Source organism: Lysobacter sp. A289 (genome assembly GCF_054072675.1).
Genome location: NZ_JBSVRN010000001.1, coordinates 2,152,303 through 2,175,606, shown reverse-complemented (window position 1 = coordinate 2,175,606; position 23,304 = coordinate 2,152,303). Strand labels below are relative to the sequence as shown.

The following is a 23,304-nucleotide window of genomic DNA, read 5'->3' as shown; positions in this document are numbered from 1 at the left end:
TACGTCTTCAACGGTTCTGGGCCTTTCGCGTGCGTGGTAATCTCGCCGCGATGACACGCCAACTCGCCAGTCGCGCCCTGCTATGTGCGCTCCCGCTCGTGCTGGTGGCCTGCGCCACGCAGACGCCGCCGCCGATTCCTCAATCTGAGCCGCCCCAGGTGGCCGAGCCGGTGGCACCGACGCCGCCGCCATCGACGCCGGTGGTGTCCAGTGCGCAGCCGATCGAACAGGCGGTGCCGGTCTTCGTGCGCACCGCAGCGGCCAAGTACGACGTCGATGCCGATTACATCAAGACGGTGCTGGACCAGGCGGAGATCCGCGACAGCATCATCACCGCGATGACGCGCCCGGCAGAGGCCAAGCCATGGAGCGGCTATCGGCCGATCTTCATCACCCAGGGCCGGATCGACCAGGGCCGGGCCTTCCTGGCCAAGCACCGCGATGCGCTGGAAAAGGTAGAGGCCGAGTACGGCGTCCCGCCCGAGATCATCGTGGCCATCCTGGGCGTGGAAACCAGCTATGGCGGCAATACCGGCAGCTACCCGGTGATCGATGCGCTGTACACGCTGGCCTTCGCCTACCCCCGCACCAACCTGCCCGGCAAGATCGAGCGTGAGAACAACCGCGAGGCGTTCTTCCGCGACGAGTTGGCGCAGTTGTTCGCGCTGGGCAAGGAAGCCGGTTTCGACGTCACCACGCGGAAGGGAAGCTATGCCGGCGCGATGGGCTGGGGCCAGTTCATGCCGTCCAGCTACCGCGACTATGCCGTCGATGGCAACGGTGATGGCAAGATCGACCTGTTTACCGACCTGGACGACGTGTTCGCATCGGTCGCCAATTACTTCGTGGAAAAGGGCGGCTGGCAGCGCGGGGAGCCGGTCACCGTGCGGGCGGTTCGCGCCAGCGACGCGCAGGACTTCGAGCCCGAAGGCCTGGAGCCACGCTATACCCTTGCCCAGTTGGCCGCGCGCGGTTACACGCCGGCGGTTCCGGTGACCGGGGTGGACACCGCGACCTTGCTGAATCTGGATGGCGTGGATGGCAAGGAGTACTGGTTCGGGTTCCAGAACTTCTACGCGATCACCCGCTACAACATCTCCAAGCACTACGCGATGGCGGTCTACCAGCTGTCGGAGGCCATTGCCGGACGTGAGATCCCGGTCGCCGGCACGGGCCAGCCGGGCGCATGAAGCGGCTGCTGGTCGCGACCCTGGTCATAGGTCTGGCATCCTGCGCCAGCGCTCCTGAAAAGCCGGCCACCGCGCCCGGTGCGGCCGCCGACCAGGACCGCAGCACCAGCAGCAAGCGAAAATCTCCCTACCCCGCTGCCAAGGAGGACCTGAGCAAGCGCGGCGACTACACCGCCGGCGGCCTGTACGCGCCGCACATCGCCGATTCCGCACCCGACGTGGATATCGATGTCTCGCTGATCCCCGAGCCCGACGTGGAGGCGCTGGAGCGATCGCGTTACGGCAACCGGTCGACCTACAGCGTGCTCGGCAAGAAGTACCACGTCATGGACGACAGTGAGGGCTACGTCGAGCGCGGCAAGGCCTCCTATTACGGCAACAAGTTCCATGGCCGGCGTACCTCCAACATGGAGGTGTACGACATGTACGCGTTCACCGCAGCGCACAAGACCCTGCCGCTGCCCAGCTTTGCCCGGGTCACCAACTTGGACAACGGCAAGACGGTGGTGGTGCGGGTCAATGACCGCGGACCGTTCCACGAAGGCCGGGTGATCGACCTGAGCTATGCCGCCGCGCTCAAGCTGGGTATCACCCAGGCCGGCACCGGAAGCGTGGAAGTTCGCGCGTTGCAGCCCGGTGAGGGTGGCTCGAGCTACGCCGGCGACGCGCCTGCCACGAATGACACGGCCGCAGTTGCCGTGCCGGCGGCAGCGGCCAGTTCGATGGACAAACTGGTGGCGTCGTTGCCGGTCGCCGCCGCCGATGCGGTCAAGCTGCCACCGGGGGTGCGGATTGCCACCGGCAAACCGAGGCCGGCCGCCGGCGCGGCGGAAAGCCCGGCGAACACTGCGGCGGTGACTGCTGCTTCTGCCGCCGGCACCGTGGTGACGGATGGTTCGACGGCGCAACAATGGCGCTTCGACATGAACCAGGACGGCCGGACCATGACGGCCGAGGAATTCGATACCTGGATGCAGCAGCGCCGGGTACGCGTCGCCACCGGACGGCCGGGCACGCCCGATCGCGTTGCCACCACAGCCAGCCCGGTGATCGACGATCCTGCCACCCCGGCCCAGGCCGCCGCGGCGGTGGCCAAGGTCGTGACCACTGGCGCGGACGCGTCCGATGAGAGCGTGACCTTGCAGGTCGCGAGCTTTGCCGGGCGTGACAATGCCGATCGCGCGTTGGCAATGTTGCGTGGCGCCGGTATCGCCGATGCCAGCCTCCAGGGCGGCAATGCGGCTGGCCAGCATGTCTGGCGCCTGCGCGTCGGCCCGCTGCCGGCCGATACCGCACCGGCGCTGGCCAGCCGTATTGCCAGTCTGGGCTTTGGCGCACCGCAACGCGTCATCGAATGATTACCCCTTCCTTCCAGATATCCCGATAGAGATATCCCGATACACCTCGGCCGCGCGTCGACCCGGAGCAGTTCAACGATGAAGTCCCCAACCGTCTTTCGCTCGATCAGTCTTGCCGCACTGGCCACCTTTGCCGTCGGTCTGGCCTTTGCCCAGACGCCCGCGCTGCCAAAACCGGCGGCGCTCGCGCCGGCCAGTGAATCGCTGCCGGTGCCGCCGCCGCCCGAGGTGGTGGGAGAGGCATGGGTGGTGATGGACGCGGCCAGTGGCAATGTGTTGGCGGGAGAAAATATCGACGCCCCGTTGCCGCCGGCCAGCATCACCAAGGTCATGACCAGCTATGTGATCGCCGCCGAAATGGCCGGCGGCAAGGTCAAGGCCGACGATCAGGTGATGATGACCGAGAACGCCTGGCGCAAGGGTGGTGCGGGCACCGATGGCAGTTACTCGGGTTTCCAGGTCAACCAGTCGGCGCCGCTGCTGGAGATGGAGAAGGGCATGGTGGTGCAGTCAGGCAACGATGCCGCGATTGCACTGGCCGAGCATGTCGCCGGCAGTGAAGGTGCGTTTGCCGCGCTGATGAACCAGTACGCCGAGCGCATCGGCATGAAGAACACCCATTTCGTCAACGCCACCGGATTGACCGACGAAGGCCACGTGTCCACGGCCCGCGACCTGGCGTTGCTCGGCCGGGCGCTGGCGTTGAACTTCCCGGAGACCTACGCCTACAACAAGATCAAGGAATTCACTGTCGGCCCGATCACCCAGCCCAACCGCAACGTGCTGTTGTGGCGCGACAAGAGCGTGGATGGCATCAAGACCGGGCACACCTCGGCTGCCGGCTACTGCCTGATGGCCTCGGCCAAGCGCGGTGACCAGCGGCTGGTTTCGGTGGTGCTTGGCTCAAGCTCGGAAAAGCAGCGCGCCGATGACAGCCAGGCCCTGCTCAACTGGGGGTTCCGCTTCTACGAGACGCATAAGCTGTATGACGCAGACACCTCGATCGCGACCCAGAAGGTCTGGAAGGGCACCGCCGACGAGGTCCAGCTTGGGGTGGCCGAGCCGTTGCTGGTGACCTTGCCGCGCGGCAAGTACGAGCAGCTCAAGCCGACCATGGATGTACCCAAGACCCTGGTCGCGCCGATTGCCAAGGGCCAGGCGATCGGCAGCGTGAAGGTCACGCTGGACGGGAAAGTCATTGCCGAGAGGCCGTTGGTCGCGCTGGCCGCGATCGAAGAAGGCGGCTTCTTCAAGCGCCTGTGGCACGAGCTGCTGATGTGGTGGGAATCGGTCTGAGTGCACTTGCCGCCGCCACCTTGGGTTGGCGGCCGGTCGTACCCATAATTGACCGATGGACATAACCTCCGACAATCCCGAACACGGGTTCCAGTTTCCCGGTGAATTCCAGCTCAGCGCCATGGGCGCGGCCGATATCGGACTGGAGCAGGAACTGCCGCAACGCTTGCTTGATGCCGGTATCGAAGTGCGCAGCGAACACATCGACTGGAAACACTCGTCCAACGGCAAGTACGTCTCGGTGCGGATCGTGTTTCTGGCGGACAGCCGCGCGCAATACGATCTCGCCCATCAGGTGCTGCGCGACCACCCGGAAGTAAAGTGGACGCTGTAGTTGCCGCGCAGGATCGGCCGCGCCTGCGGCCTGCCGCCAAGCTGCGTGACCTGGCGGGCCGCCAGCCCTACGAGCCGGTCTGGCGCGCGATGCAGGCCTTTACCGACGCGCGCGATGGCGACACCGCCGATGAGCTGTGGCTGGTCGAACACGAGCCGGTATTCACCCTCGGCCAGGCCGGCAAGTCCGAGCACGTGCTGGCTGCGGGCGACATCCCGGTGATCCATGTCGACCGCGGCGGCCAGGTGACCTACCACGGGCCGGGGCAGCTGGTGCTGTATCCGTTGCTGGATCTGCGTCGGTTGAAAATCGGGGTGCGCGAGTACGTGTGCCGGATCGAGCAGTCGGTCATCGACACCCTGGCCGATTGGAACATCACCGCGGTTCGCCGCGCAGGCGCCCCCGGGGTCTACGTGGCCGGCGCCAAGATCGCCGCACTGGGTATCCGGGTGCGGCGCGGCTGCACCTTCCACGGGCTGGCGCTCAATGTCGACATGGACCTGTCGCCATTCCAGCGCATAAACCCTTGTGGTTACGCGGGGTTGCAGGTGGCCTCGATGGTAGACTTTGGCGGCCCTTCGGGACTTGAAGCGGTCAAGCCGGCGCTGGTCGGGCATCTCGCCAGCCAGTTCGGATTGGCGGTCGAAGCGGCGGCAGGCGTGTTTCACGCGCCATCATCCAGCCCTCCCGTGAAAACCGGACCGGGGGCCAACAACATCAAGAGCACTGCATTGCCATGACCGACTCCGCCATGACCGGCACCGCAAAATCCATTCCGCTCGCGGTTGTCGGCAATGACGCTCCGGCGTCGCTGCAGCCGGGCGTGAAGCAATTGGCGGGCGACAAGATCAACCGTTCGCCGGTGCAGTTTGCCGACGTCCCGGTATTGCGCAAACCGTCCTGGATCCGGGTCCGGATCCCGTCCGGCAATGCGGTCGCCAAGCTCAAGGCGAAGCTGCGCGAGAACCGGTTGGTGACGGTATGCGAGGAAGCCAGCTGCCCCAACATCCATGAGTGCTTCGGCCACGGCACCGCCACGTTCATGATCCTGGGCGAGGTGTGCACGCGTCGTTGCAGCTTCTGCGACGTCGCCCACGGCCGTCCCAAGCCGCCCGATGCCTCCGAGCCGGAGAACCTGGCCCGCACCGTCGCCGACATGGGCCTGAAGTACGTGGTGATTACCTCGGTGGACCGGGACGACCTGCGCGATGGCGGCGCCCAGCATTTTGTCGACTGCATCGCCGCCATCCGTGCCCACAGCCCGAGCACCCGGATCGAGATCCTGACTCCGGACTTCCGCGGCAAGGGCCGGATGGACCGCGCGCTGGAGATCCTGGCAACCAACACCCCGGACGTGTTCAACCACAACCTGGAGACCGTGCCGGAGCTGTACCGCAACGTCCGCCCCGGCGCCGATTACCAGTGGTCGCTGACCCTGCTGCAGAAGTTCAAGGCGCGCCATCCGGAGCTGACCACCAAGTCCGGGATCATGCTGGGGCTGGGCGAAACCATGGACCAGATCCGGCAGACCCTGCGCGACCTGCGCGCACACGATGTCGACATGATCACCATCGGCCAGTACCTACAGCCCAGCGCCCACCACCACCCGGTGATGCGCTATTGGACGCCGGAGGAGTACAAGGAGCTGGAAGTGTTTGGCTTGGCGCTCGGGTTTGGCCACGTCGCCTCCGGCCCGCTGGTGCGCTCGTCCTACCATGCGGACCGTTCGGCAGCGGAGGCCGGTGTGGCCTGATGGCGCCATCGGGTTCCCACCCGACGCGCCTGCCTGGCCGCCAAACGCGATCAAACTGAACCAAAACCGTCATTGAAGGGGTCGATTGCGCCTGTTTCGGGGTTTTCCCGGGCCGATGTCGTGACAGCGGCAGCAACTTTAGGCACTGTCGACTTGTCCAAGATATTTGCAACCTGAGTTCCATGGCCCCGCGCCAGGCCTGTCCCCCCTTCACTATTGGCCGCCCAGCCCTATTCCATGATCAACACTCCCCTGCTTGCGTTGCTGCTGACCGCGCCCCTGGCGATGTTGGGGCATGCCGACACTTCCCCATCCGTCGCGCCCGTGCCGGTAGCGCCGCCAGTGACCCAGGTCGCGGCGGACAAGCCCAGCCTGAGCATGGACTTGCCCGACAACGTGACCCCCGACCAGGCCACGGCGGCCAAGCTGGTCTACGGCTTGTTGTCCGACAGCCGTTACGCCTATCGGCCACAGCCGCTTGACGATGCGTTGTCGGTGGACATGTACACGCGCTACCTGGAAGCGCTCGACGGCGGCAAGCAGTTTTTCACCCAGGCCGATATTTCCAGTTTTGACCGCTACCGCACCGAGCTTGACGACGCCATCAAGAGTGGCCAAATGCAGCCGGCATACGAGATTTTTGACCTCTATGCCCAGCGCGTGATGGAGCGGGTGGCCTATGCCCGCGAATTGTTGAAGCAGGACATCTTCGATTTCACCGGCGATGACCGCTTCCATTACGACCGTGAGGACGCGCCGTGGGCGGCCGACGCGATCGAGCTGGATCAACTGTGGAAGCAATCGGTTCGCAACGACTGGCTGCGCTTGAAGCTGGCAGGAAAGGACGCCGAAAAGATCCGCGAGACGCTGGACAAGCGTTACGGCAACCTGGCCGAGAACATCACCCAGCTGGAGGGTCAGGACGTGTTCCAGACCTTCCTCAACAGCTACACCAGTGCGATTGACCCGCACACCAGTTACTTCACGCCGCGCTCGGCGGAGAACTTCAACCTGTCGATGTCGCTGTCGCTGGAAGGCATCGGCGCAGTGCTGCAAAGGCAGGACGACATCGTTGCAATCCGCGAAATCGTGCCCGGTGGACCGGCCGACAAGTCCGGGATCCTGGCGCCCGGTGACCGCGTGGTTGGTGTCGGCCAGGATGAGGAGGGTCCGATGGAAGACGTGATCGGCTGGCGCATCGACAACGTGGTCGAGCTGATTCGTGGGCCCAAGGATTCCCAGGTGCGCCTGGACATCATCCCGGCCGAGGCCGGGCTCGACAGCAAGCCGGTACGGGTGCTGATCACCCGCGACAAGGTACGGCTGGAGGACCAGGCGGCGAAGTCGAAAGTGCTGGAAATCGATGGCGAGGGTGATGTCCCGGACCAGCGGATCGGCGTCATCGAGCTGCCCGGTTTCTACCAAGACTTTGAAGGTCGCCGACTGCACAAGGACGACTATGCCTCCGCCACGCGCGACGTCGCCAAGCTGCTGGCCGAACTGGAGGCCGATGGCGTGGACGGGGTGGTCCTGGATCTGCGCAACAACGGCGGCGGCTCATTGAACGAGGCGATCGAGTTGACCGGTTTGTTCATCGACCAGGGACCGGTGGTGCAGGTGCGCGAGTCCGGCGGTCGGGTCAGTGTCAATGGCGACGAAGATCGCGGCGTGGCCTGGGATGGCCCGTTTGCGGTGCTGGTCAATCGCGGCTCCGCGTCGGCCTCGGAGATCTTCGCCGGTGCGATCCAGGACTACGGCCGTGGCCTGGTGATCGGCGAGACCACCTTCGGCAAGGGAACCGTGCAGAACCTGGTCGACCTGGACCGCTGGCCGGCGACCGAGCAAGAGCGCTTCGGTCAGGTCAAGCTGACCGTCGCCCAGTTCTTCCTGCCCGATGGTAGCTCGACCCAGAACAAGGGCGTGGTGCCGGACATCAATTTCCCCGCCTCGGTCGATGCCAGCGAATACGGCGAGAGCACCTACGACAACGCGTTGCCCTGGACCCGGATCGCCGGAGTGCCGCACGTCAGCTACGGCAACTTCCAGCCATTGTTGCCGAAGCTTGACACCCTGCATGCCGAACGGATTGCCGAGAACCTGGAGTTCACGTGGTGGAAGGAGGATGTCGCCAGGTTCCGCAAGGAAGCCGACAAGACCTCGATCTCGTTGAACGAGCAGGAGCGTCGGACCGAGCGTGATGCCAACGAGGCGCGACGCCACCAACGCCAGGACACCCGCAAGGAACTGGGCCTGGCGCTGGATCCGCTGGCACTGGCTTCCGCTGACGACGGCCTGACCGCCAACGAGCGCGACATCATCAAGGATACCGCGCGCGAGAAGGCGGCCGAAGATCGTCCCGACCCGCTGCTGCAGGAGTCCGCCGCGATCCTTGCCGACGCGATCTACCTGCTGGGCAACGACGCGCAGCTGTCCAGCGTGGTGCTGCCGCAGTCGACTGTTGTTGGCAGCTGGGCCGATTGAGAACGACGCGTTGAAACCGCTTCAGGCCCCCCGCAGGGCTTCGGTCACGGGCAACCGCGCCGCCCGCAATGCCGGAAACAGCCCGCCCACCAAGCCGATGCCCAGGGCCCACTTCAAGCCGGTCCACAGCAGCTCCGGTGAGACCTTGAACTGGAACACGACCTGGCTGAAGTTGTTGCCCAGCGTCGATACCGTATAGCCGTTGAACACCAGCCAGGCGATCAGGCCGCCCAACACGCCGCCCAGCAGGGCGAGCAGCATCGTCTCCAGCATCACCGCCATCACCACCGGCAGGCTGCGAAAGCCAATCGCGCGCATGGTCGCGATTTCGCGCGCACGTCCGGCGACGGCCGCGTACATGGTGTTGAGGGCGCCGAAGACCGCGCCAATGGCCATGATCCCGCCGATCGCGGTGCCCAGGATGCTGATCAGCGTGGTCAGCTGTCCCGATTGCTTGGCGTAGTAGTCGCGGGTGGTTTCGACGTCCAGCTTCAGCCGTGGGTCGGCGTCCATTGCGGCCTTGAGTTGCTCGAAACCGGCCTTGCCCTGGACGCGCACGGTGATCGACTGGAAGGCGTTGCGCCGGTAGGCCGCGGCGATGGTTTCCGCATCGCCCCACAGCTCCGAGTCGTGGGCATCGCCGGAGGCGAACGTGCCGACGATGGTCCACTCCTGATTGGCGAAATCCAGCGTGTTGCCGACCTCAAGGCCGGCGAACTGCGACTGCGCGCCCTGGCCGACCATCAGCTCATGCAGGCCGGCGCCGAACTTGCGGCCCTCGATGATGCGGATGCCGTCGCGCACCTCCCAGGCCTCTTCGCCGACTCCGCGGAACTGCGCGTTGGCATCGCTGCCATCGGCGCGTGACGGCAACGCCACCACCTGTGACAGTTCGGCTGACAGCAGCGGCTTGCCGTCGGCGCCCTGCTGGATGCCGGGCAGGTTGGCGACCAGTGGCACCTGCTCGCGCAAGATAATCGAGTTGGTTTCCGCCTGCGAACCGCCGCGCAGGATGATCGCGGTGTCGTCGCTGCCGGTCGCATCCAGGGTGGCCTTGAAGCCTTCTCCCATCGCCAGCATCGCGACCAGCACGCCGACCACGCCGGCGATGCCGATGATGATCACCGAGGAGGCCCCCCAGCGCTGCGGCAGGCTGGCGATGCCGATCCGCGCCGCCGCCAGCGCGAGCCGGCCGGCATGGGTGAACGACAGCCACAGCCCGAGCAGCACCGCCACCGCGAGCACGGCGTACCAGGGCAGCGTGGCCCACACGGCCAGCCCGACCAGCAGCAACAGGATCGACAACAGGTTCCACAGCCATTGCTTGTTCATGGTCCGATCCCCGAGGCGTTAATCATTGGAGTGGGCAGGCCGGTCCGAGCCATGGTCAGCGTCCCGCCAGAGCGTCGACGATCTTCAGCCGCTTCGCCCGCAGTGCCGGCAACAGGCCGACGACGATGCCGATCGCGACCATCAATCCCAAGCCGACCAACCAGGTCTGCGCGGGTACCTGCGGCAGTGAAATCATGCCGCCGCTGGCCGCGGCGATGCCGGGCATGATCGCCGACGCCAGCCCCAATCCGATCAGGCCGCCCAACACCACCAGCAGCACCGATTCCACCATCACCAGGGTCAGCACGGTGCCATCGGTGAAGCCCAGGGTTTTCAGCGTGGCCAGCTCCGGCACGCGCTCGCGCACCGCCTGGGCCATGGTGTTGCCGGTCAGCAGCAGCAAGGTGAAGAACACCGCGCCCATGATCGCGCTGACGATCAGGCCGATGTCGGCGAACTGTTTCGCGAACGCCTGCTGGAACGCGGACTCGGTCTGGCTCTTGGTCTCGTGGTCGGAGTTCGCCGACAGCGCATCGATCGCCTGCGCGATCCGTGAGGCCTGGGCGGGGTTGCCGATCTGCACGGTGAAAAAACTCACCCGGCTCTTGATGTAGTCGTTGGCCTCGTCGAAATACGTCCAGTGCATCATCAGCTGGTTTTCGGCCCCCATGTTCTCGCGGTCCCTGGCGCGGAAGATCGCGCTGACCTGTAAAGGCCAGTCGTTGCTGCCGTCGCGCGGAAAGATCGTTGCCTGCAACGGGATGGTATCGCCCAGCTTCCAGTCGAACTTGTTCGCCAGCGCCTCGCCCACGGCGGCCCCGGTGCGGTTGGCGCGGAACGCCTTCAGCTGCTCCGGTGGCACATCGAAGTCGCTGTAGACATCGAAGTAGTTGTCGGCCACCGAGAAGTTCGGGAAGAAGTTCTTCGGGTCGCGATAGATGCCGCCGAACCACATCGCGTAGGTCACCTTCTCCACGCCCTGAACCGCCTCGATCTGTGGCAGCAGGCGGGTCGGCAGGGTCTGGGTGATCGACAGGCGCGAGGCGACGATCAGCCGGTTGGCACCGTCCACGCTGCCGCCGGAGTTGAATGCCACGCGCACCGAATCGAGCATCCCGAACAGCATGAAGGCGGCGACCACCGACAGCAGCGTCAACAAGGTGCGGGTCTTGCTGCGGAACAACTGGGCCCAGATCAGCGAGAGGTATTTCATGGCCGCCTCAGTGCGCCATCGCCGGCGCGTCGACCAGTTCACCCTTGTCCAGGTGGATCGTGTGGCTGGCGTACTCGGCGGCCTTGGGGTCGTGGGTGACCATGATGATGGTCTTGCCGTGCTCGCGGTTGAGCATCTGCAGCAGCTGCAGGATCTCCTCGGCCGAATGGCGGTCCAGGTCGCCGGTCGGCTCGTCGCAGATCAGGAAGGTCGGGTCGGAGACAATGGCCCGTGCAATCGCCACGCGTTGCTGCTGGCCGCCGGACAACTCGTTGGGCTTGTGCGTCTTGCGATCGGCCAGGCCGACCAGTTGCAGCGCGATATCGGCGTTGCGCTTGCGTTGCGCGCTGCCCAGGTGGGTCAGCAGCAGTGGCAGCTCGACGTTCTTCTGCGCGGTCAGCATCGGCATCAGATTGTAGAACTGGAACACGAAACCGACATGGCGGCTGCGCCAGTTGGCCAGTTGGCCGGCGCTCATCCGGTCGATGCGCTCGCCTTCGATCTCGATCTCGCCCGAACTGGGGTTGTCGAGCCCGCCGATCAGGTTGAGCAAGGTGGTCTTGCCCGATCCCGACGGCCCCATCAATGCGACGAAATCGCCTTTCGGGATGTCCAGGTCGAGGCCGTGCAGCACCTGGATCTTCTCGGGACCACGCTGGTAGGTCTTGGTGAGGTTGCGGATGCTGACCAGGGGTGACATTGCGTTTGCCTCGGTGGGTTGTCGGCGGGTGTCGCCGATCTAGCTGTCTTGGTTCTAGCTGTCCTGCTCCGCCATGCGTACTTTCGCGCCGTTCTGCATCGCCTCCGGCGGGTCAAGCACGACGGTCTCTCCGGCGCTCAGGCCCGATATCACCTGGCGGTCCTCGCCCATCGCCCGCCCGGTTGCCAGTGTGCGCTGCACAACCGTGTCGTCGGGGTCGAGCACGAATGCCACGTCCTGGCCGTCGCGTTCCACAATGGCCGCCGCCGGCACGCGTACGCCCTGCGGTTGCTGCGAAGCGGGGTTTGGGGCCTGCAGGAAGCTCACCCGCACGCCCATTTCCGGCACGATCCGGTCATCCTGCTCGTTCAGCGCGACCCGCACTTTCACCGTCGCCTTGCCGCGGTCGGCGGTGGGCACGATCGCGATCACCTCGCCGGGAATCTTCCAGTCCGGATATGCGTTCAGCGTCGCCTCGACCGGCATCCCCGGCTTGACCCGGCCGATGTAGGCCTCGCCGACGTCGACCTCGACCTCCAGCGAATCCATGTCCACGATCGTGCCGATGCCGGTACGGGTGAAGCCGCCACCGGCCGACAGCGGAGAGATCATCTCGCCGGGCTGGGCCGCCTTGGCAATCACCACCCCGGCAAACGGCGCGCGCACCACGGTGTTGTCGACGCCGTTGTCGGCGATGGCGAGCTGGTCTACGGCGACCTGCGCCTGGCGCTGTGCGGTCAGCAGTTGCGCACGCAACGCATCGCGCTCGGCCACGGCCTGGTCGTACTGCGCTTGCGATACCAACTGCTGTTTGACCAGCGGACCCAGGCGGGTTGCACTGGCTTCGGCCTCGCGCAGACGGGCCCGGGCGCTACCAATCTGGCTGCGCGCCGCGCCAAGCTGGGCGGTGGCGAGCTCGCGCTGGGCGGCGGCATCGACCGGATCCAGGGTTGCCATCACCTCTCCGGCCTCGACATGCTGGCCTTCCTCGATCAACACCTCACGCACCTTGCCGGTGATCTTGGACGATACCGTCGCCATGCGCCGGGCGACCACGTAGCCACTGGCATCGAGCACCGAGCTGGATGCGCTGTTGCTGCCGATCGCCACCACCGGCGCGGACTGCACTTCGATCCCGCTGTCGCGGCTCAGCAGCCATGCGCCGATGGCCAACGCTGCGAGCGCCACAATCGCCAACGCCACCCACAACCCGCGCCGTGATGGCGGCGGCGCGGGTTGGCGGTCGATGCGGAGTTCCTTCAGCAGTTCGGCGTTGGTAGTCATCGTGGGCCGTGGTGTTGGTGGAGTCGCTCCCTGCGACAGAAACAGCCTAAGCGGCCGCCGGGGCAGCGTCACGTGACGGTTGTCATGCGAATCGGGTGATCGTCGGGACTGCCGGCGCCGCCGCGCGCTGCCTATTGTGACTGCATCCCGCAAACAAGGACGCACACGATGGATGATTGTCAGACAGAACTCGCCAGCCTGCGCGGTGTGCGCAAGCATTACGGCAAGGTGCTCGCCCTGGACGGGGTCGACCTGTCGCTGCAGCGCGGCCAGGTGCTTGCCCTGCTGGGCGCCAATGGCGCCGGCAAGAGCACCGCGATCGCGCTGCTGCTGGGCCTGTTGTCGGCCGATGCCGGCGAGGTCGCTCTGTTCGGGCAGTCGCCGCACCGGCTCGCCGCGCGCCGGCGCATCGGGGTGATGCTGCAGTCGGCAGGCATTCCCGACACCAGCACGGTCCGTGAATTGCTTGACCTCACCCGCAGCTATTACCCGCAGCCGCGCAGCGTCGCCGAGTGCATGGCGCTGGCCGGACTGGACGGCCTGCTGAAGCGACGTTACGGGCGGTTGTCCGGCGGCCAGCAACGCCGGGTACAGTTTGCGCTGGCGGTGTGCGGCAATCCGCAGTTGCTGTTCCTCGACGAACCCACCACCGGGCTGGACATCGAGGCGAGGCAGATGCTGTGGCAGGCGATCCGCACGATGGTCGAAAACGGCTGCGCCGTAGTGCTGACCACCCACTATCTGGAAGAAGCCGAGGCCCTGGCCGATCGCGTGGCGGTGCTGCATCGCGGCAGGGTGATCGCCACCGGCGGCATGGACGAGATCCGCACGCATGTCGCGCAACGGCGCATCCGCTGCCTGTCGGCGCTGGACGCCGCGCGCATAGCCGGCTGGCCGCAGGTACGCAGCGCGCTACGCCGGGACGCGCACATCGAGATCATCACCGACGACGCCGAGGCCGTAGTGCGCCGGCTGCTGGCCGATGACCCGGCGCTGGGCGGGCTGGAAGTCCAGCGCGCCGGACTCGCCGAAGCCTTCATCCATCTCACCCGCGACGAGGGTCACGCCGCGTCGTTATCCACTGCCGAGGCCGCATGATGATCCCCCTTGCATCCACCACGCCGTTCGCCGACCTCCCGCATCCACCCTGGCGCAGCTACCTGCTGGAAGCGCGCTGCGAGTTCCGGCGCATGCTGCGCACGCCGTCGTTCGTGCTGCCGCTGCTGCTGTTTCCTGCGCTGTTCTACCTGCTGTTCGGGCTGGTGCTCAACCGTAGCGACGGCGGACAGGCGGCGCGGTATCTGCTCGCGACCTACGGTGTGTTCGGTGTCATGGGCACCGGCCTGTTCGGCTTCGGCGTGACGGTGGCGATGGAGCGCGATCGCGGTTTCATCGCCTACAAACGCGCGCTGCCGATGCCGCCGGGCGCGTACCTGTTCGCCAAGATGGTGATGGCGATGCTGTTCTCGGTGATGGTCTCGCTGCTGCTGGCCGTGCTCGCGTCGACGCTGGGCAAGGTGTCGCTGGCGGCGTCGCAATGGCTGTTGTTGTTGATCGTCAACGTGATCGGCGTGCTGCCGTTCTGCGCGCTGGGCCTGTACATCGGCACGATGGGCGGGCAGGGTTCACCGGCCGTGCTCAATCTGATCTACCTGCCGATGGCGTTCCTGTCCGGATTATGGATGCCGCTGTCGATGCTGCCGCCGGTGCTGGGCGCCATCGCGCCGGTGTGGCCGTCCTGGCATCTGGCGCAGATCGCGCTGAAGGTGATCGGCATGGACTCAGGTAGCGGATTGCTGCTGCATTTGGCGGTGCTGGCGGGCGTGACCACGGTGTTCTTCCTGCTTGCACAGCGCCGGCTGCGCCGACACGGCTGATGCGGGATCATGGGTCGTGATCAACCGGAGGCATTCGTGATGCGGAAAGCCCTGCCTGCGTGGTTGTCGCCCGCGCCGGACTCGCAGGTGGCGATCGCACTGCAGCGCGGCAAGTCGCCGTGGCTGCATGCGGTCCACCTGCTGTGGTCGGTGTGGGTGTTCCTGACGCCGGTGTTTGGCCACGGTTTCAGCTGGCAGTGGGCGGCGCTGACGCTGGTGTCCTATCCGCTGTTCCTGCTGCTGTTCGCGCTGACCCTGCTGATGTCGCGGCGCACTGCGTACCGCCCGGCGCTGGGCATGATCGCGCTGAGCATGGTGTTGTTGCCGGTGTACCCGTCGGGCCTGAGCTATTTCATCTTCGGCTGCGTGATGCTGCACGGCAGCGCCCGGACCATGACCGGGTATCTGGGCCGGTTGTTGCTGCTGAATACCGTGTTCTGGGCGCTGGCGTGGTGGATCGGTTATCCGCTGCAGATGATGGTCTGGATCCCGGTAATGACCGTCATCATCGGTGTCATCGTCAACGTCGAGCACATCAGCCAGGAGAAGGACGCCGCACTGAAGCTGTCCCACGACGAGGTGCGCCGGCTGGCCGCGACCGCCGAGCGTGAGCGCATCGGGCGCGATCTGCACGACCTGCTCGGCCATACCCTGTCGTTGATCACCTTGAAGCTGGAGCTGTCGCGCAAGCTGGCCGACCGCGACAGCGCGGCCTCGCGGCGCGAAGTGGAGGAAGCCGAACGCATCGCCCGGCATGCGCTGGCCGAAGTGCGCAGCGCGGTCACTGGCATCCGCGCCACCGACCTGGCGGCGGAGCTGGCATCGGCGCGACTGCTGCTGGAATCGTCCGGCGTGCATCTGGACTACGACGCACCGCCGGGACTGCCGCTGGAGATCGAGCGCGGGCTGTCGCTGGTGCTGCGCGAGGCGGTCACCAACATTGGCCGCCATGCCCATGCCAGCCAGGCACAGGTCCGGTTTGCGCTGGTCGATGGCAGCGTGCATCTGGACATCGCCGACAACGGCCGCGGTGGCGTCGTGCGCGAGGGCCGGGTGCGTGAAGGCAATGGCCTGAGCGGCATGCGTGAGCGGATTGCGGCGCTGGCCGGCACGCTGGAGGTGGAATCGTCCAAGGGCGACGGCACCCGCCTGCGGGTGTGCGTGCCGATGACGCCGTTGCGTGCCGCCGCTGCCGAATCACATGCGGATGACGGCACCAGCGCGGCCGGGACGGCTTTCGCGCCGGCGGCACGGGGCACGACAACCGGCATCAGCCTCGTGAATGCCGCGATCGCCGACCGCAGACGCAGCGCATGATCCGGATCCTGCTGGCGGAGGACCAGGCGATGGTGCGCGGCGCGTTGGCGGCCCTGCTCGGGCTGGAGCCCGACATAGACGTGCTCGGTGCGACCGCCGACGGTGAGAGTGCGTGGCGCGAGTTGCAACGCCTGCAGCCGGACGTGCTGGTCACCGATATCGAGATGCCGGGCCTGACCGGGCTGGAGCTGGCCCAGCGCATCCAGCGCCACGGGCTGCCGATCAAGGTGGTGATCGTGACCACGTTTGGCCGCGCCGGATTCCTGCGTCGGGCGCTGGACGCCGGCGTGGCGGGGTATCTGCTGAAGGACGCGCCGGCCGAAGATCTCGCCCAGGCGCTGCGCACGGTGCATCGCGGTGGCCGGGCGGTCGACCCGCAGTTGGCGCTGGATGCCTGGAGTGAGGCCGACCCACTCAATGATCGCGAACGCCAGGTGCTGCGGTTGGCCGGCGAGGGCATGCCCGCCACCGACATCGCCGCGCAACTGCAGCTCTCCCACGGCACCGTGCGCAACTACCTGTCCGAGGCGATCGGCAAACTCGGTGCCGGCAACCGCATCGAGGCGTACCGCTCGGCGCGGCAGAAGGGCTGGCTATAACGCCCGGCCGATCAGCGCCCGGCGCGGGCCTGCAACATCGCGAACGCGGCACGCAGCCCTTGTGCCTCACCGCCCGGGGGGTGGCCGGGACGGTCGGCGTCGTTCCAGCTGTAGACGTCCAGGTGGGCCCACTTCTGCCTGGCGGGAACGAAGCGCTCCAGGTACAGCGCGGCGGTCACACTGCCGGCCATCCTGGACGGGCCGGCGTTGGCGATGTCGGCGATGTCACTGGTCAGGTAGCGCCAGTACGGGCGCCACAACGGCATCCGCCACACCGGGTCACGTTGCTGGCGGCCCGCTTCCAGCCACGCGTTGGCGAGCTCGTCATCGTTGCTGTAAAGCGCCGGCAGGTCGGGGCCAAGTGCCACGCGGGCGGCACCGGTAAGGGTCGCGAAGTCGATCAGCAACTCCGGCGATTGCTCGCCGGCGTAAGCGAGCGCGTCGCCGAGTATCAACCGGCCTTCGGCGTCGGTGTTGTCGATTTCCACGTTGATGCCGGTGCGGGTGCTGATCACCTCGCCGGGGCGGAAGGCATCGGGGCCAATGGCGTTTTCCACCGCCGCCACCAGCAGGGTGATCCGCAGGGGCAGCTTGCGCGCCATGATCCATTCGGCCAGTGCAATGGCGTGCGCCGCGCCGCCCATGTCCTTCTTCATGTTGCGCATGCCGGCGGAAGCCTTCAGGTCCAGGCCGCCGGTGTCGAAGCACACGCCCTTGCCGACCAGGGCCACGTGCGGATGTGACTCGTCGCCCCAGCGCAGCGCGATCAACCGGGGTGCGCGGTGGCTGGCGCGGCCGACGGCGTGGATCGCGGGGAAGTTCTGCTCCAGCAAGTCCTCGCCACTGATCACCTCGATGGCCGCGCCGTGGCGCTCGGCGATCTCGCAGGCGACCTGCTCCAGCTGGTCCGGGCCCATGTGCTCGGACGGCGTGTTGACCAGGTCGCGCACCCGCACGCAGGCGGCCAGCGCGTCATGCACCTGGGCATCGCCGTCGACCTGCAACAGCGCCGGTTGGCGCAGGGGCTGCTTGTAGCGGTTGAAACGGTAGGCGCCCAGCCCCCAGCCCAGCTGCAATGCGGCCAGGACGGCGGGCTCATGCTCCCCGGCAAGGTGGAACGTGCGTATCGGCAACCCGAGTGGCAGGTGGCCATAGCTGGCCGGATCCAGTGGGTCGCCGACGCCGGCCACCGCCCCGACGATCGTGCCATCGGTCCCCGGCAACACCAGCACCGTGCCGGGTGCGGCGTCGAAACCTTTCGCCGTCACCCAGCTACCGGTCTGCGCCGATTGCGCCGATTGCGCCGACAGCCAATCGGTCAGCTGACTGCGGTCGATGACATGCAGCGGGAGGGTGTCGGTCGCCGTGCTGGCATTGATGAAACCGGTGGTTGCGCTCATGGGGAAATCGGGTCCTGGTGGTGCGCCGCGTCGAGCCAGTCGGCCAATGCGGCAAGGGTGGAAAATTCGAGGTCGGGCCGGATGTCGCTGCGCTGCCAGGATCGGGTCTTGCCGGAGGCATCGGGCCGGTTGATCCAGCAGGTACGCAGACCGGCGCGGTGGGCGCCAACGACGTCCATCCGGGGATCGTCACCGACATGCAATACGTATTGTGCCGCGACGCCAAGCTGGCCGCAGGCGGCGTGGAAGATGCTCGCTGCCGGCTTGGCCGCGCCATGCTCGCGTGCGCCCAACTGGAACGCGAACAGGTGCATCAACCCGATCGTGCGCAAGCAGGCATTGCCGTTGCTGAGCGCGGCCAAAGGCAGCTTGGCCGCCAGTCGCTCCAGCGCCGGCACACTGTCGGCATAATGCTCGACGTCGCAACGCGCGGCAAAGTAGGCGGCATACGCATCGGTGGCCAGGTCGGCATCCTCGCCGGCCAGCACCAGCATTCTTTCCAGCATCCACTGGCGCTGGGCGGTCATGTCATGGGCCAGGTGCGGCCGTTCGGTGTTGGCGACGTCGCGCAGTCGTTGGCGCTCGTCCAGCGGCCACATGCGGGCGGCGCGTGGTGCGTGCTTCACCAGCCAGGCGTCGAGCGCGAGTTCGGCACCGACGATTGCCGGCATGACCGGCCAGATCGTGTCGTCGAGATCAAGGGTAATGGCGTGAACCGGGAAGCTATTCAAGCAGCTTCGCCCAGCCTTCCAGGCCATCGATCCGGGCCAGCACGATCTTCACGCATACCAGCAGCGGTACCGCCAGCAGCAAGCCGATGATCCCCCACAGCGAGCCAAAGACCATCAGCGCAAGGATCAATACCAGCGGCGACAGCCGCATCTGCCGGCCGAGCACGACCGGCGTCAGGATCTGGCCTTCCAGGGTATGCAGGAACAGGTAGATGCCGGCTGGCAGCAACGACATCCACAACTCGTCAAAGGCGACGAACCCCATCATCAGCATGATGATGATGCCGATCAGCGGACCGACGTAGGGGGCGAAGTTGAGCACAGTGGCCATTGTCCCCCACAGCAGCGCTTCGGCCAGCGGCACCTGCAGCAGGTACAACGCGCCAGCCAGCGCCAGCCCGACGGCGATGTTGATCAAGCTGATGGTCAGCACGTAGCGCGAGATCTCCCGTTCCATGGATTGCATGATCTCCACGCTGACCCGCTTTTGCTGGCGCGTGGGCAGCAATGAAATCGCATTGCGTTGCAGGTTCTCGCCGTAAACCATGAAGAAGAACGTCAGCAGCACCACCGCCAGCCCCGATGCCAGCATCAACGGCGTTGTCGTCAGGGCCTTGTAGGGATTGTTGACTTCGGTACGGACCACGCGCACCGGCTTGCCGTCACCGGTGTCGGTGGCCCGGGCGATATCGGCGGCCGCCTCGTTGGCGGCCTGCATCGGCTTGGTCATCTCGCGCAGCTTGGGTGCCAGCTGGCGCAGCTCGCGCGGGACCTGCCGGGCCCATTCGGAGGCCGGCTCGACCAACTGGACGCCCAGCGCCGCGGTGCCGGCCATGCCTCCCACCAGGACCAGCAGCGCCCCCAGCGCGCGCGGGATGTAAAGCCTGCGCAAGCCGCGAATGATCGGGTTGCCGATCAGTGCGAAAAATACCGCCAGCAGGATCGGCAACACCACCGTTTGCGCCGCCCACAAGGTGAAGCCGACCGCGAGGATGGCCAGGATCATCAGGGCGGCCGATGCGCGTGGCCGCACGGACGACAGTGAGGGTTCGGCCGGATCGGGGTGGGCGCCGACGACCGTCGCGCCGGTGGCTGGCTCCGGTGAACCCGGCGCCGGTGTCTGGGTGGTCATGGCCCGGTCGCGCCGCCTGCTTGTCGCGCCGCCGCCGCGGCGCGCTCCAGGAAGTCGTGGGCGAGCCGCTCGCTTGCGGCAGCCGCAGTGTCCGGACCCGGGGTGGTTCCGGCCGCGACACCGACGGCCCGCTGCGCCGTCTGTTCGGCATCCTCGGCCGTCTGGTTGGCAGCGCTCGCCGTGGTGCTGGCGAACAGGCCGGTCAGCAACGACACGATCCGCACCACGCCACCATTGCGGGCGGCGCTGCGCAATGGTTCGCCGCGACCCACCAGGAACCCGCCGGCCAGTCCGGCAATCACGATCCGTCCGGGTGTCCACGCCGACTTCCAGCTGTCCCTGAGCTGGCGCAAGTCGGCGCCGACGCGGCGCTCGTTCGCCTCCAGGGCGTTCTCGGCCTGCGTAACCTTGCTGATGAGTTTGTTGAAGCTCATGACGCTGCAATCCCCTGCATGGTGGTTACTCCCGTCAGTGTGTTGCCATCGACGGTGTCATGGCGGAGTTACTGACACGCCTTGCCCATCCTTTGCCGGTTCGCCGCCGGGTCGGTCGTGGAGCCGCTGCCGGACGACCTCGCGCGTCGAGTCTGGCGATTCGGGATCGGGGGCGAAATCGGCCAGTTCACCGATCCCCAACCGTGCCAACTGCCGTCGCGTGGCATGCAACCGGGTGTGTTCGAAATATCGCATGGCCATCCACGCGGCAATCGCGGTGACCGTCAGGCTGAATAGTGCCGAAATCAACAGCGCCACCGCCCAAGACATGCCCACTGGCCCCTTGAGCACGACCACCAGTGTGGTCATCAGCAGCAGCCACGCCGAGCCGCCAAAGGCGATGGCGACGCCGGTAAATGCCAGTGCCCGGCCCAACGCGCTGCGTGCCAGCGAGACGTCTGCGGCCACCAATGAGCGTAGCGACTTGGCGGTAGCGCCGGCAGCGCCGAGGCTGGCCCGCCCGGTGAGTCCGAGCTGGCGGATCGCCTCCAGCAGGTCGGGCTCGACCTGATCGGGGTCGACATGATTCGAGTCGACGTGATCCGACTTGCTCTGGTTCGAGCCGGCATCGTCCGCGCGCGCGTCGTCCTTTGCGGCGCGCGTATGAAGCCGCTCCCGCATCGATTCGCGGGAAGCGTCGTCCATGGGAGGCGATTGCTGGTCGCCCGGCTCGGCGGTTCCGGACATGCCCCGGGGCTACCTGTCGTTGCTGCGGCCAAGCTTGGAGATGATCCAGCCGGCGGCAAAGGCAGCACCAAATGAGGCGATCGGGCGTTCGCGGATCAACTCGGCGGCGCTGTCGATCAGGTCACGTCCCTTGTCCATCAGCACGTCGGCCTGCTCGCGCATCGCGTCGCCCGCCTGTTCCGCGGCGGCGATACCCGCCAGGGCGCTGTCGGCCATTTCCGACTTGATCTGGGCCCGGCCGAGCTTGAGCTCGTCGCCCGCAGCATTCGCGGCGCCCTTGATGGCTTCGCCGCTGTCGTGCGCTGCCTGCTTCAGGTGGCTTCCGGCTTCGCCCAGATGGCTCTTGAAATTCTGCGATGACAGGCCGGGGTTCGGTGTGGTGTCGGTGGGGCTCATTCGGGTACTCCAGGGTTGGGGTGGTTGTCGGGTCACTGCATCGGCAGGATGCCACGCCGATTGCCGCGCACGATCTGCAGCGCCAACTGTGCCGGAGTCGGTGTGAAGCCCGCGCGGAAGCCAGACAGGTTGTCGAATTCTCCACTGCCGCTGGCCACCACGACATCGCCCACACGCAGACCGTTGCGGGCCGCCCGGCTGCCGCCGGCAACCGACTCCACCCGCACCCCGGATATGCCCGACTGGCGCAGTCGCTCGGGCAGTTCGCTGAATACCGCGCCGCCCAAGCGCGGATCCAGATCCACCCCGGTCAACGTGGTCGGCTGTTCACGCAGGGTCGCGGTCACCTGCAATGGCTTGCCGTCGCGATGGATGCCCAGCACCACCTGGCTGCCGATTGCCTGCAAGCCCTCGAAATTGCGCAGCGCATCGCGGCTGTCGATCCGCTCATCGTTGGCCGAAAGGATCACATCCCCGGGCTGCAGCCCCGCGGCCGCGGCCGCCGAGCCCTCGAACACCCGGGTCACCAGCGCGCCCCGCGGATCCTCCAGGTCCAGCGCTTCGGCCAGGCGCGCATCGACGTCCTGTGCATCCGCCCCGAAGGTTCCGCGGCGCACCTCGCCGGTGGTGACCAACTGGTTCATCACGTTGCGGGCCAGGTTGGCCGGGATCGCAAACCCGAGGCCGATGTTGCCCGCCATGCTGCCGCGCGGGTTGAAGCTGGCGGTGTTGATGCCGACCAGCTCGCCGCGCAGGTTGACCAGTGCGCCGCCGGAGTTGCCCGGGTTGATGGAGGCATCGGTCTGGATGAAGTTCTGGTAACCCAGCCCACGCAAGCCGCTACGTCCCACCGCGGAGACGATCCCGGAGGTGACGGTCTGGCCGATACCAAACGGGTTGCCGACCGCGACCACGAAATCGCCGACCCGCAAGTCGGCCGAATCGGCCAGCGCAACCTGCTGCAGGTCTTGTGCGGGGATCTTCATCACCGCCACGTCGGTATCCGGATCAGAGCCGACGAACTCGGCTTCCAGGGTGCGGCCGTCGGCGAGCGTAACGGTGACCTGCTCGGCGCCCTCGATCACATGGTGGTTGGTCAACACCAATCCGCGCGCGGCATCGACGATGACCCCGGAACCCAGCGACCGCTCGATCCGCTCGCGCGGGACATGCGGGAACATCCGCTGGAACAGCGGGTCGTTCGCAAACGGGCTGCGGATGCGCACCCGGTGTTTGGTCTGCACGCTGACCACGGCCGGAGTCACCTGTGCCAGCATCGGTGCCAGCGAGGGCAGGGGCTGGCCGGCCACCGCGGTTGGCAACGCCGCGACCGTTGGAGTTGCAATCGGCGCCGGCGGCACGGGTGACGCAAGCGCCGGGGCACGCGCGCCAAGCATGACCGCGGTGGCTACAAATCCGCCGAAACACGCCGCCAGGGCCAGCGCGAGCAGGGTCTTTGTCGAAGTCGCCATGGTCCGCATGCGGGTTCCTCAAACACGATATCGGCAGCAAGCGGCCAAGTGTGACGCAATCGCATTGAATCTTCGATAAAGTCCGCCCCTGGCGGTGTCAGGCCCGGTTTGCCAAGGGATCACTACAGGGTTCCGTGTCGCAGAAGAAGCGTTGACTTGCCGCCGGTCCGGAGGTAGCTTGAACCTCCGCCTGGGACACAACATGTTGTGGTTTACCCAGCGCCCGCAACCCAAGCATTAGGGGTTAGCCATGTTCAG

At 66.5% G+C, this 23,304-nt stretch carries 22 protein-coding genes; 11 read left to right on the top strand and 11 right to left on the bottom strand.

Annotated elements, in window-relative coordinates:
• The first annotated feature begins 50 nt into the window (after positions 1 to 50).
• The 7 genes from mltB to ACW5DN_RS10050 all read left to right on the top strand — a co-directional run bounded on the left by mltB (position 51) and on the right by ACW5DN_RS10050 (position 8,412).
• Positions 51 to 1,190, top strand: a complete 1,140-nt coding sequence (gene mltB / locus ACW5DN_RS10080) for a lytic murein transglycosylase B (RefSeq protein ID WP_456962540.1) — start codon at positions 51 to 53, stop codon at positions 1,188 to 1,190.
• The gene (locus ACW5DN_RS10075; RefSeq protein WP_456962539.1) at positions 1,187 to 2,548 is read left to right on the top strand and encodes a septal ring lytic transglycosylase RlpA family protein; all 1,362 of its coding nucleotides are present in this window, start codon (positions 1,187 to 1,189) and stop codon (positions 2,546 to 2,548) included. The genes mltB and ACW5DN_RS10075 overlap by 4 nt, the downstream gene beginning before the upstream one ends.
• Positions 2,549 to 2,626: 78 nt before the next feature.
• Entirely contained in the window at positions 2,627 to 3,844 is a 1,218-nt protein-coding gene (locus ACW5DN_RS10070; protein WP_456962538.1) for a D-alanyl-D-alanine carboxypeptidase family protein, read from the top strand.
• A gap of 55 nt (positions 3,845 to 3,899) precedes the next feature.
• Positions 3,900 to 4,178, top strand: a complete 279-nt coding sequence (locus ACW5DN_RS10065) for a DUF493 family protein (RefSeq protein ID WP_456962537.1) — start codon at positions 3,900 to 3,902, stop codon at positions 4,176 to 4,178.
• Entirely contained in the window at positions 4,166 to 4,918 is a 753-nt protein-coding gene (gene lipB, locus ACW5DN_RS10060; protein ID WP_456962536.1) for a lipoyl(octanoyl) transferase LipB, read from the top strand. Before ACW5DN_RS10065 ends, lipB begins: the two co-directional genes overlap by 13 nt.
• 11 nt (positions 4,919 to 4,929) lie before the next feature.
• Entirely contained in the window at positions 4,930 to 5,931 is a 1,002-nt protein-coding gene (lipA, locus tag ACW5DN_RS10055; RefSeq protein WP_456963035.1) for a lipoyl synthase, read from the top strand.
• A gap of 240 nt (positions 5,932 to 6,171) precedes the next feature.
• Positions 6,172 to 8,412, top strand: coding sequence for a carboxy terminal-processing peptidase (locus ACW5DN_RS10050; RefSeq protein ID WP_456963034.1), 2,241 nt, complete (start codon positions 6,172 to 6,174; stop codon positions 8,410 to 8,412).
• Between the two features lie 21 nt (positions 8,413 to 8,433).
• Here the strand turns inward: ACW5DN_RS10050 and ACW5DN_RS10045 are convergent, their stop codons facing one another.
• From ACW5DN_RS10045 to ACW5DN_RS10030, 4 genes are read right to left on the bottom strand one after another with little or no spacing between them, the layout of a single operon-like run.
• Entirely contained in the window at positions 8,434 to 9,744 is a 1,311-nt protein-coding gene (locus ACW5DN_RS10045) for an ABC transporter permease (protein ID WP_456962535.1), read from the bottom strand.
• A gap of 55 nt (positions 9,745 to 9,799) precedes the next feature.
• Entirely contained in the window at positions 9,800 to 10,957 is a 1,158-nt protein-coding gene (locus ACW5DN_RS10040) for an ABC transporter permease (protein WP_456962534.1), read from the bottom strand.
• 7 nt (positions 10,958 to 10,964) lie between these two features.
• The gene (locus ACW5DN_RS10035) at positions 10,965 to 11,657 is read right to left on the bottom strand and encodes an ABC transporter ATP-binding protein (protein ID WP_456962533.1); all 693 of its coding nucleotides are present in this window, start codon (positions 11,655 to 11,657) and stop codon (positions 10,965 to 10,967) included.
• Positions 11,658 to 11,711: 54 nt separating this feature from the next.
• Positions 11,712 to 12,941, bottom strand: a complete 1,230-nt coding sequence (locus ACW5DN_RS10030) for an efflux RND transporter periplasmic adaptor subunit (RefSeq protein ID WP_456962532.1) — start codon at positions 12,939 to 12,941, stop codon at positions 11,712 to 11,714.
• 168 nt (positions 12,942 to 13,109) lie between these two features.
• Between ACW5DN_RS10030 and ACW5DN_RS10025 the strand changes: the two genes are divergently transcribed.
• The 4 genes from ACW5DN_RS10025 to ACW5DN_RS10010 are packed head-to-tail and all read left to right on the top strand — an operon-like array spanning position 13,110 to position 16,734.
• Positions 13,110 to 14,039 (top strand): ABC transporter ATP-binding protein, encoded by a 930-nt coding sequence (locus tag ACW5DN_RS10025; protein WP_456962531.1) that lies wholly within the window; start codon positions 13,110 to 13,112, stop codon positions 14,037 to 14,039.
• Positions 14,039 to 14,818, top strand: a complete 780-nt coding sequence (locus ACW5DN_RS10020; protein ID WP_456963033.1) for an ABC transporter permease — start codon at positions 14,039 to 14,041, stop codon at positions 14,816 to 14,818. The genes ACW5DN_RS10025 and ACW5DN_RS10020 overlap by 1 nt, the downstream gene beginning before the upstream one ends.
• 6 nt (positions 14,819 to 14,824) lie before the next feature.
• Positions 14,825 to 16,135 (top strand): sensor histidine kinase, encoded by a 1,311-nt coding sequence (locus ACW5DN_RS10015; RefSeq protein ID WP_456963032.1) that lies wholly within the window; start codon positions 14,825 to 14,827, stop codon positions 16,133 to 16,135.
• Complete coding sequence (locus tag ACW5DN_RS10010; protein ID WP_456962530.1) at positions 16,132 to 16,734, top strand: response regulator; 603 nt, start codon at positions 16,132 to 16,134, stop codon at positions 16,732 to 16,734. Before ACW5DN_RS10015 ends, ACW5DN_RS10010 begins: the two co-directional genes overlap by 4 nt.
• Positions 16,735 to 16,745: 11 nt before the next feature.
• Here the strand turns inward: ACW5DN_RS10010 and ACW5DN_RS10005 are convergent, their stop codons facing one another.
• Genes ACW5DN_RS10005 through ACW5DN_RS09975 form a run of 7 tightly spaced genes read right to left on the bottom strand, consistent with a single transcriptional unit; the run spans position 16,746 to position 23,046 of the window.
• Entirely contained in the window at positions 16,746 to 18,134 is a 1,389-nt protein-coding gene (locus ACW5DN_RS10005; protein ID WP_456962529.1) for a leucyl aminopeptidase family protein, read from the bottom strand.
• Entirely contained in the window at positions 18,131 to 18,865 is a 735-nt protein-coding gene (locus tag ACW5DN_RS10000) for an HAD family hydrolase (RefSeq protein ID WP_456962528.1), read from the bottom strand. The genes ACW5DN_RS10005 and ACW5DN_RS10000 overlap by 4 nt, the downstream gene beginning before the upstream one ends.
• Entirely contained in the window at positions 18,858 to 19,997 is a 1,140-nt protein-coding gene (locus ACW5DN_RS09995; protein ID WP_456962527.1) for an AI-2E family transporter, read from the bottom strand. Before ACW5DN_RS09995 ends, ACW5DN_RS10000 begins: the two co-directional genes overlap by 8 nt.
• Positions 19,994 to 20,431, bottom strand: a complete 438-nt coding sequence (locus tag ACW5DN_RS09990) for a hypothetical protein (RefSeq protein ID WP_456962526.1) — start codon at positions 20,429 to 20,431, stop codon at positions 19,994 to 19,996. Before ACW5DN_RS09990 ends, ACW5DN_RS09995 begins: the two co-directional genes overlap by 4 nt.
• Positions 20,432 to 20,488: 57 nt before the next feature.
• Positions 20,489 to 21,178, bottom strand: coding sequence for a phage holin family protein (locus tag ACW5DN_RS09985; RefSeq protein WP_456962525.1), 690 nt, complete (start codon positions 21,176 to 21,178; stop codon positions 20,489 to 20,491).
• Positions 21,179 to 21,187: 9 nt separating this feature from the next.
• Entirely contained in the window at positions 21,188 to 21,574 is a 387-nt protein-coding gene (locus tag ACW5DN_RS09980) for a hypothetical protein (RefSeq protein WP_456962524.1), read from the bottom strand.
• Between the two features lie 32 nt (positions 21,575 to 21,606).
• Positions 21,607 to 23,046, bottom strand: a complete 1,440-nt coding sequence (locus tag ACW5DN_RS09975) for a Do family serine endopeptidase (protein ID WP_456962523.1) — start codon at positions 23,044 to 23,046, stop codon at positions 21,607 to 21,609.
• Positions 23,047 to 23,304: the final 258 nt, after the last annotated feature.